Origin of the sequence: Aliifodinibius sp. S!AR15-10, from assembly GCF_031569985.1 — a bacterium.
GTDB lineage: Bacteria > Bacteroidota > Rhodothermia > Balneolales > Balneolaceae > JAMQKA01.
The window spans coordinates 132,178-147,557 of record NZ_JAMQKA010000011.1; the positions used below are offsets into that span (position 1 = coordinate 132,178).

The 15,380-nt window shown below is 47.3% G+C and carries 17 protein-coding genes; 10 read left to right on the forward strand and 7 right to left on the reverse strand.

All coding sequences use genetic code 11. The features are described 5' to 3' along the window. The first annotated feature begins 154 nt into the window (after positions 1 to 154). The 3 genes from NC796_RS09645 to NC796_RS09655 all read left to right on the forward strand — a co-directional run bounded on the left by NC796_RS09645 (position 155) and on the right by NC796_RS09655 (position 2,636). Positions 155 to 535: a hypothetical protein gene (locus tag NC796_RS09645; protein ID WP_310684179.1), complete on the forward strand. Its 381-nt coding sequence runs from the start codon at positions 155 to 157 to the stop codon at positions 533 to 535. Between the two features lie 161 nt (positions 536 to 696). After that, positions 697 to 1,053: a YciI family protein gene (locus NC796_RS09650; RefSeq protein ID WP_310684180.1), complete on the forward strand. Its 357-nt coding sequence runs from the start codon at positions 697 to 699 to the stop codon at positions 1,051 to 1,053. Between the two features lie 353 nt (positions 1,054 to 1,406). Further along, entirely contained in the window at positions 1,407 to 2,636 is a 1,230-nt protein-coding gene (locus tag NC796_RS09655; RefSeq protein ID WP_310684181.1) for a sigma-70 family RNA polymerase sigma factor, read from the forward strand. Positions 2,637 to 2,651: 15 nt separating this feature from the next. On the opposite strand, the gene NC796_RS09660 is transcribed toward NC796_RS09655, so the two are convergent. Next, the gene (locus NC796_RS09660; RefSeq protein ID WP_310684182.1) at positions 2,652 to 3,551 is read right to left on the reverse strand and encodes a DNA-3-methyladenine glycosylase; all 900 of its coding nucleotides are present in this window, start codon (positions 3,549 to 3,551) and stop codon (positions 2,652 to 2,654) included. Positions 3,552 to 3,709: 158 nt separating this feature from the next. On the opposite strand from NC796_RS09660, the gene NC796_RS09665 reads away from it, so the two are divergent. The 6 genes from NC796_RS09665 to NC796_RS09690 all read left to right on the forward strand — a co-directional run bounded on the left by NC796_RS09665 (position 3,710) and on the right by NC796_RS09690 (position 8,911). Then, entirely contained in the window at positions 3,710 to 4,216 is a 507-nt protein-coding gene (locus tag NC796_RS09665) for a DinB family protein (RefSeq protein ID WP_310684183.1), read from the forward strand. Positions 4,217 to 4,459: 243 nt separating this feature from the next. Continuing rightward, a complete protein-coding gene (locus NC796_RS09670) occupies positions 4,460 to 4,969 on the forward strand; it encodes a DinB family protein (RefSeq protein ID WP_310684184.1) in 510 nt (169 codons plus the stop codon). Positions 4,970 to 5,364: 395 nt separating this feature from the next. Further along, positions 5,365 to 6,210, forward strand: a complete 846-nt coding sequence (locus NC796_RS09675; RefSeq protein ID WP_310684185.1) for a sigma-70 family RNA polymerase sigma factor — start codon at positions 5,365 to 5,367, stop codon at positions 6,208 to 6,210. A 550-nt stretch (positions 6,211 to 6,760) separates the two neighbouring features. Beyond that, the gene (locus NC796_RS09680; protein ID WP_310684186.1) at positions 6,761 to 7,222 is read left to right on the forward strand and encodes a carboxymuconolactone decarboxylase family protein; all 462 of its coding nucleotides are present in this window, start codon (positions 6,761 to 6,763) and stop codon (positions 7,220 to 7,222) included. 487 nt (positions 7,223 to 7,709) lie between these two features. Further along, entirely contained in the window at positions 7,710 to 8,141 is a 432-nt protein-coding gene (locus tag NC796_RS09685) for a VOC family protein (RefSeq protein ID WP_310684187.1), read from the forward strand. A 23-nt stretch (positions 8,142 to 8,164) separates the two neighbouring features. Next, positions 8,165 to 8,911, forward strand: a complete 747-nt coding sequence (locus tag NC796_RS09690) for a carbon-nitrogen hydrolase family protein (protein WP_310684188.1) — start codon at positions 8,165 to 8,167, stop codon at positions 8,909 to 8,911. Here the strand turns inward: NC796_RS09690 and NC796_RS09695 are convergent. The 4 genes from NC796_RS09695 to NC796_RS09710 all read right to left on the reverse strand — a co-directional run bounded on the left by NC796_RS09695 (position 8,887) and on the right by NC796_RS09710 (position 11,420). Then, on the reverse strand, positions 8,887 to 9,633 hold the full coding sequence (locus tag NC796_RS09695) for a GNAT family N-acetyltransferase (protein ID WP_310684189.1): 747 nt from the start codon (positions 9,631 to 9,633) through the stop codon (positions 8,887 to 8,889). The genes NC796_RS09690 and NC796_RS09695 overlap by 25 nt on opposite strands. Continuing rightward, entirely contained in the window at positions 9,630 to 10,079 is a 450-nt protein-coding gene (locus tag NC796_RS09700) for a DMT family transporter (protein ID WP_310684190.1), read from the reverse strand. The genes NC796_RS09695 and NC796_RS09700 overlap by 4 nt, the downstream gene beginning before the upstream one ends. A gap of 94 nt (positions 10,080 to 10,173) precedes the next feature. Beyond that, positions 10,174 to 10,776 carry a cyclic nucleotide-binding domain-containing protein gene (locus NC796_RS09705; RefSeq protein WP_310684191.1) on the reverse strand — a complete coding sequence of 201 codons (603 nt, stop codon included), beginning with the start codon at positions 10,774 to 10,776 and terminating at the stop codon, positions 10,174 to 10,176. A 14-nt stretch (positions 10,777 to 10,790) separates the two neighbouring features. Next, complete coding sequence (locus NC796_RS09710; protein WP_310684192.1) at positions 10,791 to 11,420, reverse strand: NAD(P)H-dependent oxidoreductase; 630 nt, start codon at positions 11,418 to 11,420, stop codon at positions 10,791 to 10,793. A 147-nt stretch (positions 11,421 to 11,567) separates the two neighbouring features. On the opposite strand from NC796_RS09710, the gene NC796_RS09715 reads away from it, so the two are divergent. Then, positions 11,568 to 12,395 (forward strand): SDR family oxidoreductase, encoded by an 828-nt coding sequence (locus NC796_RS09715; RefSeq protein WP_310684193.1) that lies wholly within the window; start codon positions 11,568 to 11,570, stop codon positions 12,393 to 12,395. 254 nt (positions 12,396 to 12,649) lie between these two features. Here the strand turns inward: NC796_RS09715 and NC796_RS09720 are convergent, their stop codons facing one another. Together NC796_RS09720 and NC796_RS09725 are read right to left on the reverse strand one after the other, a co-directional pair. Next, positions 12,650 to 13,666: an IS5 family transposase gene (locus NC796_RS09720; protein WP_310684194.1), complete on the reverse strand. Its 1,017-nt coding sequence runs from the start codon at positions 13,664 to 13,666 to the stop codon at positions 12,650 to 12,652. A gap of 887 nt (positions 13,667 to 14,553) precedes the next feature. Further along, entirely contained in the window at positions 14,554 to 15,096 is a 543-nt protein-coding gene (locus NC796_RS09725) for a DUF1697 domain-containing protein (RefSeq protein WP_310684195.1), read from the reverse strand. Positions 15,097 to 15,380: the final 284 nt, after the last annotated feature.

The following is a 15,380-nucleotide window of genomic DNA, read 5'->3' on the forward strand; positions in this document are numbered from 1 at the left end:
AAACTGCAAGTGTCTCTTTTTTTGAGACATCGCAATCCACAAGTATAAGAATTTATACGGATACCGCAAGAGATGTTCCGTCCAGCGCAAGGCTTTGTACCGCTGGAATTTACAGCTTTCCAACGCACTAACGAAGTAATTCAGATCACTGGTTATGGAAAGGCGAAAAATCTTGGTTTTTGAAACAAACCTGTCTACAGTGAGCCGGTACCTGGTGGCCAAATGGATGTTGGACAGGCATCCCGGCATTGAGAAGTGGACGATAGATCAGGACGACTGCGACAATGTGTTGCGAATTGGGCTCGGACCTGCAGGAATATGCGATCATCTCGCAGATCAGGAGTATAGGATATCTTTGCAAGCGCCTGCCGTAAAAGGCTTGGCTCTTTTTTATTGGTTGCTTTCCGGGCCCATAAAAAGTTGGGCTAACAAATTGCCGACGAATTCGTACGGCAATTCTCTCTCAATCACCCTAAAGCCTGGCCTGGTGAGCTGGAACATTCTTGCCGGGTCCTTACCCAATCTCCCCCTGTAGTAATGATCTCAGAAAATCGAAATAAGGGTTTAACTTTACTTTGCCAGGTGATAGAATATTTATTTCAACATTTTTTATCTAGAGATGTCCAATTTCTCCAACCTTATTTGTTAAAAAAGAGTGAAGTTCGATCATTAATCAATAACTAAGGACAAAATACAATGGAAGAATTTCTTTTAATTTTCAGACACGAGGATGCAAGTGATAAGGTTTCGCCAGAGCAAATGCAGGCCTGGATGGAACAAACCATGAGCTGGCTGGACGATATTGCTGCTCAGGACAAACTGGTGAGCAGGGGCAACGGGTTGGCCTTTGAGGAAAGTAAGGTGGTGAAATCCGATGGCATTGTTACCGACGGTCCTTTTGGTGATATAAAGGAAACCATCGGCGGATATATTATGGTGAGAGCTGAATCGGTTGATGAGGCCGTAGAGTTTGCCAAAGGCAGTCCCATTTTACAGGGAGAGGGCAACAGCGTGGAGGTTCGGAAAGTGGCCTATTACGATGGTCCCGAATAAAAGAGGGCCTTACTAAACTATACTTACGCATTTACCGATTAGAATATAGATTGGAGAGATATCTTGAATCATGCCCTATCACTTGCGCGGGAATTAATTCCCGCGCTATGGGTAAGACAGAATTGCGTTATATCTGTCAGATAAGCGGTTTCAGACCCAATAAATAGGGTTTCAATCGGTAACACGTTATACTATGTGAAATTGTCAATACAGTCCCGCGTATTTTCGGGGCGTGACGATCCCCACACTAGGATAATGCCACATTTATTGGCTCCATCGGCCAGTAGGCGAACACATTTCGCAATGACATGGAGTTTTGCAAGGCCTTATAAAGAAGTGGTTATCTTCATACTATGAAGAAGGAACAGGAGTTAATACCGCATTTGTTCAGGACGGAATACCGAAAAATAGTTTCCGTACTCTGCAAGCACTTTGGTTTGCAGCAGATCCAAATTGCCGAAGATATCGCCGGCGACACCTTCTTGACGGCCTCAGAAACCTGGGGCCGGGAAGGAGTGCCGCAAAACCCGACGGCATGGCTTTACGCGGTGGCAAAAAATAGGACGATCAATTATTTAAAGCGAAATTCCACGTTCAAAAACAACGTTGCTCCCGAAATTGCAAACAACTCCGGCGATCACTACAAACCGGATATTGACCTTTCTCCACAAAACATCAGCGACAGCCAGCTACAGATGATGTTTGCCATCTGTCATCCTTCCATCCCGGAGGAGGCACAGATCGGACTGTCGCTTCGCATTCTCTGTGGCTTCGGCATCGAAGAAATTGCAGACGCGTTCCTGTCAAATAAGGAGACCATCAACAAACGACTGTACCGGGCGAAGAAAAAGCTAAGGGAAAAGGAGATAAAAATTGAGCTGCCAAAAGCATCAGAGATTGATGAGCATCTGGAAACAGTATTGACGACTATATATCTGCTGTTCAATGAGGGATATTATTCCGTCAGTCAAAATAGCACGCTTCGCAAAGATCTATGCCTCGAGGCGATGCGCCTGTGCAATATGCTTGTAGAAAATAAGCACACCAGACGACCACAGGTAAACGCGCTGCTTGCACTGATGTGTTTTCATACCTCCCGGTTTGAGACACGGCTGGATAACAATGGGGAGTTCATCCTGTATGAAGACCAGAACACGGACTTGTGGAATGCGGAGCTAATACAGAAAGGTTCCTACTATTTGAATCAGGCGGCAAGTGGAGATAGTGTTTCTACCTATCACCTTGAAGCGGCCATTGCGTGGTGGTATACACGAAAGGAGGATACGCAGGAAAAATGGGATAACATTCTGCAGCTCTATAATCAGTTGTTGCAGATAGAATATTCCCCCATAGCGGCATTCAACCGAACCTATGCCCTCTCAAAAGTAAACGGAAAGCGGGAGGCGATCAGGGAAGTAGAGAAGCTAAAACTAAACGACAACCATTTTTACTTCACCCTGCTGGGCGTGCTTTACAAAGATATCGATAACGCCAAGGCGAAAAAGCATTTGAATAAGGCGCTTTCCCTTGCCAAGACCCAGACCGATAAAAAGGCTATTCAAAAGAAGATTGACAAGCTGTAACCAAGTACTTGGTAGTTATTGGCTCAATGTCCGCCACAGGTAAATTACCAGGTATGACTCCCACCCCGTGTAGGCATCAAAAACCGTTTCAACCTCATCTCTTTTGGGCTTCCTGTCTAAATCCAGCACCGAAGATACCGCCGTTTGCAACCCGGTGTCGCCATGCGTTATGCAATCGGGTTTTCTGAGCGATTTCATAAGCACATAGTTGGCTGTCCATTCTCCGACTCCCCTTATGTTCATCAGTCGTGAAACCATCTGTTTGCTACCCATATTTGCCAGATGTTTTTTGGACAGGCTGTTATCCGCAAAATCATTAGCTATTCCGATGATATACTCCGCTTTTTGCCGCGAAAACTGCAGCTCTTTCAACTCTTTTACAGTTAAGCCAGCCAGCAATTCCGGTTCGGGAAAGTAATAATACCGCCTACCTTCATAGGTGATGAAAGTCCCGTAGGTTTCTACCAGCTTCCGTTTTAAGCGATAGGCGAAGGTCAGGTTAATCTGCTGTCCGATCACGCACCAGCAAAGCGCTTCAAACAGGTCGGGGATGCCCATCAGGCGCAGGCCGAAGAATCGCTCTGTCATCCAGGAAAGCCTGTCATCAGAATTGAGCAATTGGTAAAACGGCTGGAGATCGCGCTCCAGGTCAAACCATTCGGTGACAAAATCAGTCGCGATGCGCAGTGCATCTTTAGCCGTTCCCCCGGTAAGCAGGGTAACTTCCAGCACGTCGTCGACTTCCTTCACCTGGATAAGTTCCTGCCGGTCTCCAATGCGCAGTGGTTTAAACACGCGGTCGCCATCAATGGTATACAGGCAGTCATCATACCCGCGATCCAGGAAATGCAGGCATTCGGAAAACGAAAAAATATCGGGTTTGGAGATTCGAATGGTTTTGTTGTTTATATCCATGGATCAATGATAAGCATCAACGTTGTCAATACAATCCGGAATTTGCTCAATTATCGATGGAGAAAAATAATTCAAAAACGATTGACATAGGGTTGTCAATACCGGCTGCTATGTTGGGGATGAAGACACATTAACCTTCATTAAATTGATTAACAGCTATGGAAACAACCAATATCACTTCCGCTATTCTTACAACTGAGGAACTCCTTGAAGCCTGGCAGGGGCACCGACGGCTGACGCGCCGTGTTATCGAAGCCTTACCCGAGGATAAGCTTTTTAACTATTCCATCGGCGGTATGCGTCCCTTCGCCGAGATGGCTATGGAACTGATAACAATAGCAGCCCCCGGGGTGGAGGGAGCGGCTACCGGCGAATGGAAGGAGTTTGGTGAGATACAGACTCCCGAGGGCATTAAGGGAACTACTGAAACAAAGGATGAGCTCCTGGAACTATGGGACTGGACGACCGAGAAGATCGAAGAGTTCTGGCCTCAGATCCCGGAGGAGCGCTTCCAGGAATACGATGTTGCCTTTGGCCAGTATGAGGGCAAAATATGGTGGCACATCTTCTATTTCATCGATAATGAAATTCACCACCGCGGACAGGGATACGTATACCTGCGCTCGCTGGGCATCGAACCGCCGTTTTTCTGGGAGCGGAAGTAAACCAGGACTAATACCTGTCAACGTATTTACCAATTCGAAGGTAAAAGAACGCAATCATAAGGTTGCGAAAGTTGCAAGTTGAATATTAAAGGTTCCGGGTTTTAAAACGTGCCCTATCACTTGCGCGGGAATTAATTCCCGCGCTATGGATATGGCAAAACTACATTTTATCTATTAGATAAGCGGTTTTTGCTTTCAATCGGAAAACACGTTTTTGGAAATAATAAAACAAAGATTATTCCAATGGAAAACAGAACACGACAACAATACAACTATCACAACTGGGCGAACAAGCGAATTTTCAACCACCTGAAAGAGCTGCCGGGAAGGGTCTACGACCGGGAGATCAAAAGCGTTTTTTCCTCTGTGGAGGAGGTCGTAGTCCATATCTACCGCACCGACGGCATGTGGCTGAGCGTGATGTCGGGCGACCCGTTTGAAGAGACGATGACCGTCATAAATAAGCTTAAAGAGAACGTGGCTGGACAGGATCTCGAAGGAATGGAGAAACTGTACAGTGAGATGTCCCGTAAATATGATGAGTTTTTTGAGGGGCAGGACGACCTCGACACGGTTATTACGATTGAGCATCCTAAATATGGCAAGCTGGATGCGCCTATCTCTTCGCTGGTGCATCATGTGGTCAATCACGGTACCTATCACCGGGGGAATATCACGGCGATGTTGCGGCAACAAGGTCACGAGGGTGTGCCCACCGATTTCATATTTTATTTATATGAGAAGGATAAGTAGTGGTTACGATCCGTGGAGGGCATCATGCTTAATCTGTCCCCGTCATTGCTAGGGATACAGCCGATTCTTAGGGGGGAAAATTGGAACCAGGATTTACAGGATTAGAGAATCTGCAGGATGGTAATGTTTACCCAGAAGGAATCCCGGAAATCCTTTAATCCTGCCCATCCCGGTTCCAAGTGTGAAATTTCGCTGATTTTACAGGATAATTGGCCACCACCGAAGTCTCCTCGCGATGACAGTTACTATTTTTAGCGATTGTTTTTCGAACCAAGGCTACCTTAGGTAGGTTCTTTAAGCAGCAATCACAATTTCTCGGGCAAAAGTGTCACGTTTGGTATCCAGCAGCTGTCATAGTTATGTAAACCCCTAGCTTTCATACAAGGTTATTTTTCATGGATAACTATCACAACCTTCTTTTCCCCTACGCTTATAATGTTCTGGGCTCAAAGGCAGATGCCAAAGACGCGATACAGGACGTCATGGCGAAGTATGCCGGACAGGATACGGAGGTAAACAACGAAAAGAGCTACCTGATTCGGGCTGTTATCAACCAGTCGATCAATCTCAAGAATAAGCAAAAGCGCAAAACGAGTCTTGAGGATGCCTGGCTGCCAGAGCCGGTAGAGACTTCAAGGGCCGACGGAAATATAATCCTGGAGGATATCCTCTCCTATTCCCTTCTTTTCCTGCTGGAGCAGTTGAACCCCAAAGAGCGGGCCGTGTTTATTCTCAAAGAGGGATTTGCCTATTCCCATAAAGAGATTTCCGAGGTCCTCTCCTGTTCGGTCGTGAATTCCAGGAAGCTGCTGAGCCGTGCCCGGTCCAAAGTCCAACAAGCCGATCAAAATCCCGAAGAACTCAAGCAATCCGGTACATATCGGGATCAGATAGAGCGATATATCAAAGCCATTCGCAACAGGGACATTGAAACCCTACAGACCCTGCTATCAGATGATGTTACACTTTATGCAGATGGCGGTGATGAAATTAATGTTGTTGAAAGAATCTGCCGGGGATGCCCGGAGGTTTCCGACCTGTTGATATTTGCCTATCACAAATTTCAGCATTCACAGTCGATAACGTTTGCTGAAATCAACCACCAGCCTGCACTGCTTTTTTGTGAAGGTAAAGAGGTAAAGGCGTGTCAGGTCTATCATTTTGATGAAGAGGGCCAAACAATCCGGCGAATCTGTAATGTGCTGGATCCCGATAAATTGGTAGATATTGAAATTAAGTAAGGGTATCCCCACGCATGGGCCATTTCCTTTGCATTTGATCCGGTGGGTTCCCTACCCCGGTGCTCTTTTCACTGCAGGGAGTGTTCATATTTTCGATGAAGAAAATCCGCCGGGAGCAGAATATGTAACAACCTGAATTATTTAACTTTCCTCAATCCATTATTAACACATAATTCACCAAAGAATCCTAGATGTTGTTCAACAGATCAGAGCTTAGTGCCACTACGAGATCTCCGAGAGCTGTCGGAGGTCCGGGATGACACAGAGGGTATTTCTTAGTTCTTTGCCATCTAATCTAACCGCTAAATACGTTATCACTAAAAAATTGAATAGCACAACAGGAATATGACACCAAAATGATAATTAGAACTCCCCTTTTTCGTGGGCAGTTCTTTAGCGCATTTCTTCACACAAAAAGAACCTCTCTGCTCGGAAAAAGGCTTCCGTAACTTTATAAGGTAAGTCCTAAATAGACTTCCTGTCACGTTTCGAGCTCCTGTTTTGTCATAGTAGTAGCACTAATCATTTAAATCCTAAAACTTACATAACAATGACAGAACGAATTTCATACCAAGACATCCAGCCTGAACTTATGAAAGGGATAAACAACATCGAGCACCAACTCAAGAAATCGGGTCTGGATTTGAAGCTGTTGGAGCTGGTCAAATACCGGGTTTCACAGATCAACGGGTGCGCCTATTGCCTGGATATGCACCATAAGGAGTTGATAGAGATGGGAGAAGAAGAGCTGCGCCTGCATTCGCTGCCGGCATGGCGGGAATGCCCGTTCTATTCCGATAAAGAACGAGCGGTGTTGGCCTTCGCCGAAGCGGTGACAAAAGCGGACTCTACTGAGATTGAGGACCGATTCTTCGAACCATTGGCAGAGTTCTATTCCAAGCCAGAGATTGCTGCCCTGACGGTAGCTGTTACCCAAATAAACACTTGGAACCGGATCAACAAGGTGTTCCGTCCCACTCCGGGTAATTATACCGTCGGGCAGTTTGAGTAATTAACTCAATATTTTTTGAAGCCTTAGTGTGTTGAGAGCTTGTCCAACTTGTTTCCATTTATTAGGAATCAATTTTAAATCCAAGCTAAATTTAAGTATTAAGTGCCCGGGATACCGGCCTTGGTAAAGTTGGCCGCCCGGACGGGATCGAAGGGAGCGTTAAGAAAAAATCTATGATTTTTTTAGCGGACGCCGAGCCCTTCAGGTCAAGTTTACCCCAGCCGGCGATTTTTTTCGTTCATTTTTTCATCGCTGAAAAAATGAACAGTAGCAATTTAGCAGAGAGCAATACCAAAATCATTTTGCCTGGACAACAGTGATTTGGAATGTCGGATTTATTCTATTGTTGGAAGTTGACACCCAGTATACTCCTCCAACATGAGTTTTTCACTCAATACCCTAAAGCCAGCCCTGCAGAGATGGAAGATTCTTTGCAGGGCGTTTTCTTCTATATTTGTGATACTTATTAACCCCAATCACTATGAGTATGAAAACGTTTCCAGATAAATATCACACCGCTACTCCCTACCTGTTGGTTGAAGGCGTTGCCGAGCTTACCACCTTCCTGGAGAACGCGTTTGATGCCGTGAAGGTCGTGCAACTTGACAGGAATGACGGGTCGATTATGCATGTGGAGGTTAAAATAGGCGATTCCATTATCATGATGGGAGAGCCGATGGGAGAATTTGGTCCCTTGCCCGGTTCGATCTACCTGGGCGTTGAGGATTGCGATGCCGTATACCAGAAGGCGCTGGACTGTGGCGGAGAATCAATCATGGAGCCAACCGACATGTTCCATGCCGGCGAACGCTATGGCGGCGTGAAAGATCCGGCCGGCAACATCTGGTGGGTGGCCACTCATATCGAAGATGTAGCTCCCGAAGAGCAGCAGCGGCGGATCAGGGAAGGCCGTAAATAAAACCAATTTCAATAATTCCTAAAATGAAAATCTGCATTGCCCAAATCCGGCCTGTAAAAGGGAATGTTGAGCAGAATATTCAGCATCACAAAGGGTTTATCGAGACGGCCCTTTCGAACCAGGCCGATATGATCATATTCCCCGAATTATCATTAACAGGATACGAGCCGGAGCTTGCGGAACAGCTGGCAACCAAAAAGAACGACCGCCGCTTTAATGATTTTCAGAAGATTAGTGACGAGCATCAAATCACGATCGTCGCCGGCATGCCGCTGAAATCACCGGATGGAATCATTATCGGGATGCTGATTTTTCAGTCCGAAGAAGGACGAACTGTTTATGGGAAAAAATATCTCCATGCCGATGAGGAGCCCTTCTTTGCAAGCGGTTCTAATTTACCTTGGCTGTTGGGCGAACATAATAATATTGCACTAGCTATTTGTTACGAGCTGTCGGTCCCGGCGCATTCGGAGCATGCTTATAAATCCGGAGCCAAAGTTTATCTCGCAAGCGTGGCAAAGGTTCAAAGTGGCGTTGAGAAAGCATCAAAAGAGTTATCAAATATTGCCGGGAAATATTCCATGACAGTACTGATGGCCAATGCGGTGGGAGAAGCGGACGGAGATATCTGTGCCGGGCAATCCGCGGTGTGGAATGACAAAGGGGAACTGATCGGGCAATTGAATGACAACCATGAGGGAATAATTATTTTTGATACGGAATCACAGGAGATAACCCAGATGTCTCAATTTCTTGATTCCAGCCCGTAGTGCTTTATGGAAAACTGCTCCTCAAATCCCATTTTCAGGTATAGTCCCTTGCCCATTTCCGAGGCTTGCAGGGTGGCGTAGTCCGCTTTTGCATCAATCGCTCGATTCAGCACAAACTTCATAATTTCACCTGCGAACCCCCTCCTGCGCATCTCGGGGATAACGCCCACACCGTGGATGCCCGAGACGTTTGCTGTATTAAACTGTATGGCCGTTCCCACCGGCTGTCCCTGGTAACAGGCCAGGTAGAAGTTGATATCGCCGAGGGTTTCCAGGAGGATTGCCCGACTTATGCGATATCCAAACGCCTGGGGATAAATATCGGACCATAACCGGGCATCCTCTTCGCTTGAAACGAGCGAAATGTCCAGGCGGCCCTGCTCCTCAAACGGGTTGCCCAATTGAAGCGTCATACCCAACAATTCAAACAGCTCCCTGCACCCGTGCTCTTCCAAATACTGGTGATACCCGTTGTCGTAGATATCCCACAAAGGAAGCATCAGGTCCGTGGAGCTCGATGCCATCTTATCCAAAGCCGATTTTATAGCTTTTTCACCATCAATTTCACCGTTGAACCACAGTCGGTTGGGCCAGTCAGAATTTGGTATTACACAGTAGTCATAGTCTGTCCCTTTGACATAGGATTGAAACGGGGTGCCTGCCGTTTCCCATAGCGAAGTCAGGTTATGAATGTTGGCTTGTATGAGTTCAGAGCTATTCATTTTAACTGGATTAATACGATTCCGATTATCATTGATATTACGCCGATTATCCGTTTAATGGTGATAGGTTCGGTCGGCAGGTTCAGCCATCCGAAATGTCCCGCGATGACGGAGAAAATAAGCTGCCCGCAGAGCCCGAAGGAGATCATGGTTGAGATGCCCAGTTTCGGGATGGTGTAGTAGTACAAGCTGATCCCCATCACGCTGAAAAGCCCTCCCGCAAACCACATGTACCAGGGAATTTGGGCCAGTCCCGCCCAGCTGGGCACCTGTTCTACACTTACGGCAGCCACCACTAAGGCAAACAGCGTGCTAAAAAAGAACGCCACTACCGATGCCAGCAGAGGGTTTTTCAGCAGCACGCCCAGGTGAGCGTTGAGGGCGCCCTGCATGGCCAGGAATACCCCGCCGATAAACGCTAATGTTATCAGGAATAAGTGATTCATTGGTCAAAAAATGCGTTGATTTGTGTATCCTTAAATGTTTCTGTGACCAAGGTATGGCGCAGCTGATCGCCTGTCATTTACATATGTTGACGGGTCAGTTTTTCTTTAGCTTTTTCCTGATGCGGCTTAGCTGGGTAGGCGTAATTCCCAGGTGGGCGGCGATATGTCGCTGTGCAATCCGGTCGTCAATGTCCGGGTGTTTATCCAGCAGTTTCCGGTATCGCTCGGTGGCGTTTTCCATCACCAGGGAAATCTCCCGCTTTTCCTTGTCAATGATCCAGTTCTTTTCGAGATATGCGATATAAAAATCCTTCAGATCCTCATGTTCATCAATAAAATTTCTGTATTTGAAATAGTCCAGATTTATGATGATAGAATCTTCAAGAGCTTCCAGCGTAAATTCAGAGGGCGTTTTTTGAAGTAAGGAAACTTTTGAACCAGCGAAACTTCCTTCAAGAAAAATATTCTTATTGTAAATATTTCCTTCGTAATCTGTCACGTATGCTCGCAAGGCCCCTTTGCAGATAAACTGAAAGTTTTTAGCGATTTGCCCTTCACGCAGCAGGAGTTCACCCTCTTCCAGCGTTTGAAATCGAACGATGGATTCAATCAATGACCAAGAGTCGTCGGTGATGGGGAAGTAGCTTTTAAATTTAGCTCTCAGCTCCGCGATATACTTTTCTTCATCGATAGTCATGTGTTTGGTATTGGTTAAATTTTTTCAAAAAGTTGATGTTTCGGTTTTCTTACCTTCTCAGCAAACTGTCTTTCATCGTCTTCCGTGCGATAACCGATAGCGGCGATAACCGAGGCGTTCAGGCCTTGCTCCTCCAGTCCCAGGATCTTGTTGTACCGGTCGGGCTCAAATCCCTCCATGGGGCAGGCATCAATTTTGAGTTCGGCACAGGCGGCCAGCAGGTTCCCCAGTGCAAGATAGGTTTGCCGGGCCGTCCAGTGTGCTTGCTCAACGGCAGACTTCTCATCGATCTTGTCCTTCATAAAGTCGCCGTACCCTTCCACCTCTTGCATATCGAGCTGCTGGGTTTCCACTTTCAGTTCCAGGAATTCATCCACATCCCGGTCGTTGACCTCCGCATAGTTGCAAAATACAATCAAATGAGAGGCATCGGTGATTTGATCCTGTCCCCACGACGCGGGTTTCAGCCGTTCCCGGAGCTCCTGGTCCTCAATGATCAGCACCTTGTAGAGCTGCAGTCCGTACGAAGAGGCCGACAGCTGAATCGCCTTCTTGATCTTTTCCAGGTCATCCGGGGAAACTTTTTTTGTGGGATCAAATTGCTTCGTGGCATACCGCCATTCAAGGGTTTGTATCAAATTCATGAACTTTGTGTTTCAGTTATTAAAGTCAGTTCGATCGAAAATGTAATTCGGGGCTTACCCTTTTGCATTTACATATGTTGATTGGGGCCATAAACTATCTTTTTTTCTATTTTTATGAGGTAAATATTAAAGACCAAAGGAGACGAGATGAGTAACAAAGTAGTATTAATTACCGGTGCTACCGACGGACTCGGTAAACACCTGGCCCAGGATTTTGCTGAAGAGGGCGCCATACTTCTACTCCATGGACGAAACAACAAAAAGGGACAAAAGGTCATCCAGCAAATTAAAAAAGCAACGGGAAATAAAAACCTCTCCTACTACAATGCCGATTTCGCCTCGCTGGATGAAATCAAGCAGCTGGCACAAAAAATCAACAAGGAGCACGACCGGCTGGACCTGCTCATCAATAATGCGGGCATCGGGTTCGGTAAACCGGGAAGTGGTCGCCAGCTAAGCAAAGACGGCCATGAACTGCGGTTTCAAGTGAACTACCTGGCTGGATTTATTTCGACGCTCCGACTATTGGATCTTTTGCGTCAGTCAACGCCGGCGCGGGTGGTAAACGTAGCCTCCATCGGTCAGCAGTCGCTGGACTTCGACAACCTGATGCTGGAGAATGGCTATTCCGGGAATCGGGCCTACTGCCAGAGCAAGCTTGCACAAATCTTGTTTACTGTGGAGCTGGCTGAGCGGCTGGGCGATGCCGGGATCACCGTCAACGCCCTGCACCCTGCAACTTATATGGATACCAACATGGTGCACGAGGCGGGTATTAGTCCGGCAAACAGTGTGCAAAAGGGAGCCGAGGCCGTAGAATACGTTGCGACTTCTAGGGAACTGGAGGATGTCACCGGAGAATTTTTTAACGTCAAACAGCGCTCGCGGGCCAATAGCCAGGCCTATGATGAGGAAGCCCGGAAGCGATTGTGGGAGATTTCCGAAGAGTTGACGGGAATTGAATCCACAGTTTAAAAATATTAGTGCCGGGGAAATTACTTCTTCTTGGGTAAAATGGCATTAAAGTTCACTATATATCTTTTTGGGAATTGATTTCAATATGATCCCGGTATAAAGAGGGCTTTGAATTACCCTTGGTTTTGATTCACACGGCCATGTTGGCCGTCGTTCTTTAACATGATGTAGATTTCCGTGGTTTTTACCCGACCGGAAGCGGCGTTTCGGCCAATTTTCAGCCGAAATCGCCGCTCCCGGACATGCTCCACCCATCAGGTGGCCCCTGCGGGGATAATATCGGGTCGTTTTTTTGCCCACGTGATACTGCGTTCGATGTTCCAGCAGATCGCCGCCATCACAAACCGGGCTTGGTTGCGCGCCTTGGTTTTAGCCCGGGCCCAGCGCATTCCGTAGCGGTCCTTGATGGCCGCAAACGGATGTTCCACCTGCGAGCGCACCCGCTGGTGGCGCTTGTTGCGTTTTTTCTGAGAGCCGCTCAATGGAGCCCTACGCTCCGCTTTGTCCAGGATGCCGTAATACCAGCCGTTCTGGCGGGCGGTCTGTTTGAGGGCTTGCCGGCTGTAGGCCTTGTCGCCAAATAGCGAGCGTTCATCTTCGCTGACCAACTGCTCTAGAACGGTGCTATCGTGGACAGAGGCTGGGGTGAAGCTGACTTGGCGAATGATTTTACTGCCGATATCTACTCCAATATGGCCTTTGTAGCCGAAATACCAGGTGTTGTTCTTCTTGGTCGCATCGGCGTCGGTGTCCACTTGGGGAGAAGGATCCTGCTCCAGCTTCCGGCGTTTGTCATCTGATAGCGGGCGACCCGCTGAATTTATGAGGGCCGCGTCCACGACCGTGCCCTGTTTGAGCAGGAGCCCTTTGGCTTCCAACTGAGCATTAATTTGAGCAAATAATTCCTCGACAAGGCCTTCTTCGGCCAAGGCCTCTCGGAACCGCCAGAAGGTGGAAAAGTCCGGCACACGCTCCTCCAGGGGCAGCCCGGCGAACCGACGGAAACTCAGCCGGTCGATGAGTTGATCCTCCAGTTGCGGGTCGCTGAGCTGGTAGAGGAATTGCAAGAACAACCCACGGATCATCCACCGGACCGGCTTGCGAGGTTGGCCGCCGTGAGGGCCGGTTTTATCGATACGACGGCCAATTTTATACAACGGCTCCCAGTCGATCCACTCGGCAATTTCTTGCAAGCGCTCGGTCGAGCGCGAAACTTGGCCCGACTGGCTAGCCCATTGGTCTAAGATGCTTAGTTGATCTCGCTTGTCCATGGTATGAATCCGTTTTATTAGCCTTTTGGAATAAATCTGGCCGAAATCTACATATTATGTTTGTTAACCTCGAAATTTGGGGGTTCTGCAAAGGCCTCATAAACAGGCTAGGTACGTCCAGATATACCTCCGCCGGCGATTTTTCGTTTATTTCTTCAGTCCGACCACTGGCGGATTTCATCGTTGGAAAAATGAACAACAGGAATGAGTAGTAACGTCAGTTCGAGATAAAATCTGTCATTGTGAGGAATTCAGCCAAATCCAGCGGCAATTTCCTATGCGTAAACAAAAAACGGATGAGGAGATCGCCGGCCGACCGCATCGTTTAGCCAAACACGTACACCAAAGCCTCATCGCGATATCCATATCTTGAACTCAGGCTAAGCCGGGCCTCCTCACGAGGGGTTGAATAAGCCCTGGTGTAAAAATCTTCTCTTTATAGATTCACGCGCTTACCAAGACGACTATCTCACACATAGTGAGACCATCGTCTCATACTTACCGAGACCATAGTCTTCTACACCCTGAGGCGACTATCTCAGTGTTTATGAGACGACCGTCTCAATTAATTTAGCACCTCTTCTGAAATGCAACAATATTTAACCTCAGTTCGAGACAGAACCTGTCATTGCTTTCGGGAGGCAATCTCCCGGCGGGCGAACAGAAAATGGACGGGGAGATCCTCACGTCGACCTCAAGATGGAAGTCCACTAACTACTATCACAGACGCCTCCTCGCGATGACAGCTATAATTTTTGTGATCCTTATATCGAACTGAGGTTAGTAGGTAGCTCCCAAAGTTTTTTACTGGACAATAGTGGTTTAAAAACCTGAATTAACAGAGGGGTGAAGATATAGAGGGGACAGGTCCTAAAGATGTGGGAAGCTCATATTGCTTCTTCTGCCATCTCCATAATCTTTTGCACCGTACGCCAGTTTCTGCTGGTCATGGGGACGTCCAGGTGCCTTTCGACCTTGGCTGCCAGCTTGGAGCGGCCGACACCTTCCGGGGCATGCAGGTAGAGCACCTTGCCTTTGAGCTCGAAGCGCTCGCTATCTCTTTTGATGTCCTCGAGGGCTTCCAGGTCGGGATTTTGGGGGGCTTCAGCCAGGAATGTGAGATACAATCGGCTCGGTTCTGATTCTGCCCCGTGAAATGGATTTGCCCTGGCTGCCGCTTGTAATTCATCCTGCGTCATAACAAACACCCGTGGTTCAAAACCAAACTGTTTGTTGACTTCCCCGCTAATGCTGTCCGCCAGCTGGCCGATATCGCTATTATCACTTTGAAAAACAACATTCCCGGTTTGGATATAGGTATTCACCTGCCGGAAGCCGAGATTCTTCAAAAGCGTTCTCAACTCTTTCATCGGCAAAATATTATTCCCGCCCACGTTAATTCCCCTGAATAGTGCGATGTATGTTTTCATGATTTCTTCGGATCTATTTCATTTGAATTTGTTGGGTCGAAAATACTAAAACTTGCGTGTTGAGTGGTTAGGGATAAATAGCACTAATGTGTCATCCTTCTATGTAAAAAGTCAAGGCTCAAATTATAATATGTAGATTGTCACTTACATGGTAGTACTGCTTGCTTGGTTAGCTTCGTTGATGTATTGCGAGGTAGTCTTCTATAAGCAGACATGAACCGGTGAGAAAGCCGGCCAGCCGCATGGTTTTGGTTAACACAGCAAAAGTGGAGGCGCAGCCTGAG

Excerpts from the sequence above, each read along its gene's own strand:
- NC796_RS09645 (WP_310684179.1), top strand. The coding sequence starts at position 155 with ATGGAAAGGCGAAAAATCTTGGTTTTTGAAACAAACCTGTCTACAGTG.
- NC796_RS09650 (WP_310684180.1), top strand. The coding sequence starts at position 697 with ATGGAAGAATTTCTTTTAATTTTCAGACACGAGGATGCAAGTGATAAG.
- NC796_RS09655 (WP_310684181.1), top strand. The coding sequence starts at position 1,407 with ATGAAGAAGGAACAGGAGTTAATACCGCATTTGTTCAGGACGGAATAC.
- NC796_RS09660 (WP_310684182.1), bottom strand. The coding sequence starts at position 3,551 with ATGGATATAAACAACAAAACCATTCGAATCTCCAAACCCGATATTTTT.
- NC796_RS09665 (WP_310684183.1), top strand. The coding sequence starts at position 3,710 with ATGGAAACAACCAATATCACTTCCGCTATTCTTACAACTGAGGAACTC.
- NC796_RS09670 (WP_310684184.1), top strand. The coding sequence starts at position 4,460 with ATGGAAAACAGAACACGACAACAATACAACTATCACAACTGGGCGAAC.
- NC796_RS09675 (WP_310684185.1), top strand. The coding sequence starts at position 5,365 with ATGGATAACTATCACAACCTTCTTTTCCCCTACGCTTATAATGTTCTG.
- NC796_RS09680 (WP_310684186.1), top strand. The coding sequence starts at position 6,761 with ATGACAGAACGAATTTCATACCAAGACATCCAGCCTGAACTTATGAAA.
- NC796_RS09685 (WP_310684187.1), top strand. The coding sequence starts at position 7,710 with ATGAAAACGTTTCCAGATAAATATCACACCGCTACTCCCTACCTGTTG.
- NC796_RS09690 (WP_310684188.1), top strand. The coding sequence starts at position 8,165 with ATGAAAATCTGCATTGCCCAAATCCGGCCTGTAAAAGGGAATGTTGAG.
- NC796_RS09695 (WP_310684189.1), bottom strand. The coding sequence starts at position 9,633 with ATGAATAGCTCTGAACTCATACAAGCCAACATTCATAACCTGACTTCG.
- NC796_RS09700 (WP_310684190.1), bottom strand. The coding sequence starts at position 10,079 with ATGAATCACTTATTCCTGATAACATTAGCGTTTATCGGCGGGGTATTC.
- NC796_RS09705 (WP_310684191.1), bottom strand. The coding sequence starts at position 10,776 with ATGACTATCGATGAAGAAAAGTATATCGCGGAGCTGAGAGCTAAATTT.
- NC796_RS09710 (WP_310684192.1), bottom strand. The coding sequence starts at position 11,420 with ATGAATTTGATACAAACCCTTGAATGGCGGTATGCCACGAAGCAATTT.
- NC796_RS09715 (WP_310684193.1), top strand. The coding sequence starts at position 11,568 with ATGAGTAACAAAGTAGTATTAATTACCGGTGCTACCGACGGACTCGGT.
- NC796_RS09720 (WP_310684194.1), bottom strand. The coding sequence starts at position 13,666 with ATGGACAAGCGAGATCAACTAAGCATCTTAGACCAATGGGCTAGCCAG.
- NC796_RS09725 (WP_310684195.1), bottom strand. The coding sequence starts at position 15,096 with ATGAAAACATACATCGCACTATTCAGGGGAATTAACGTGGGCGGGAAT.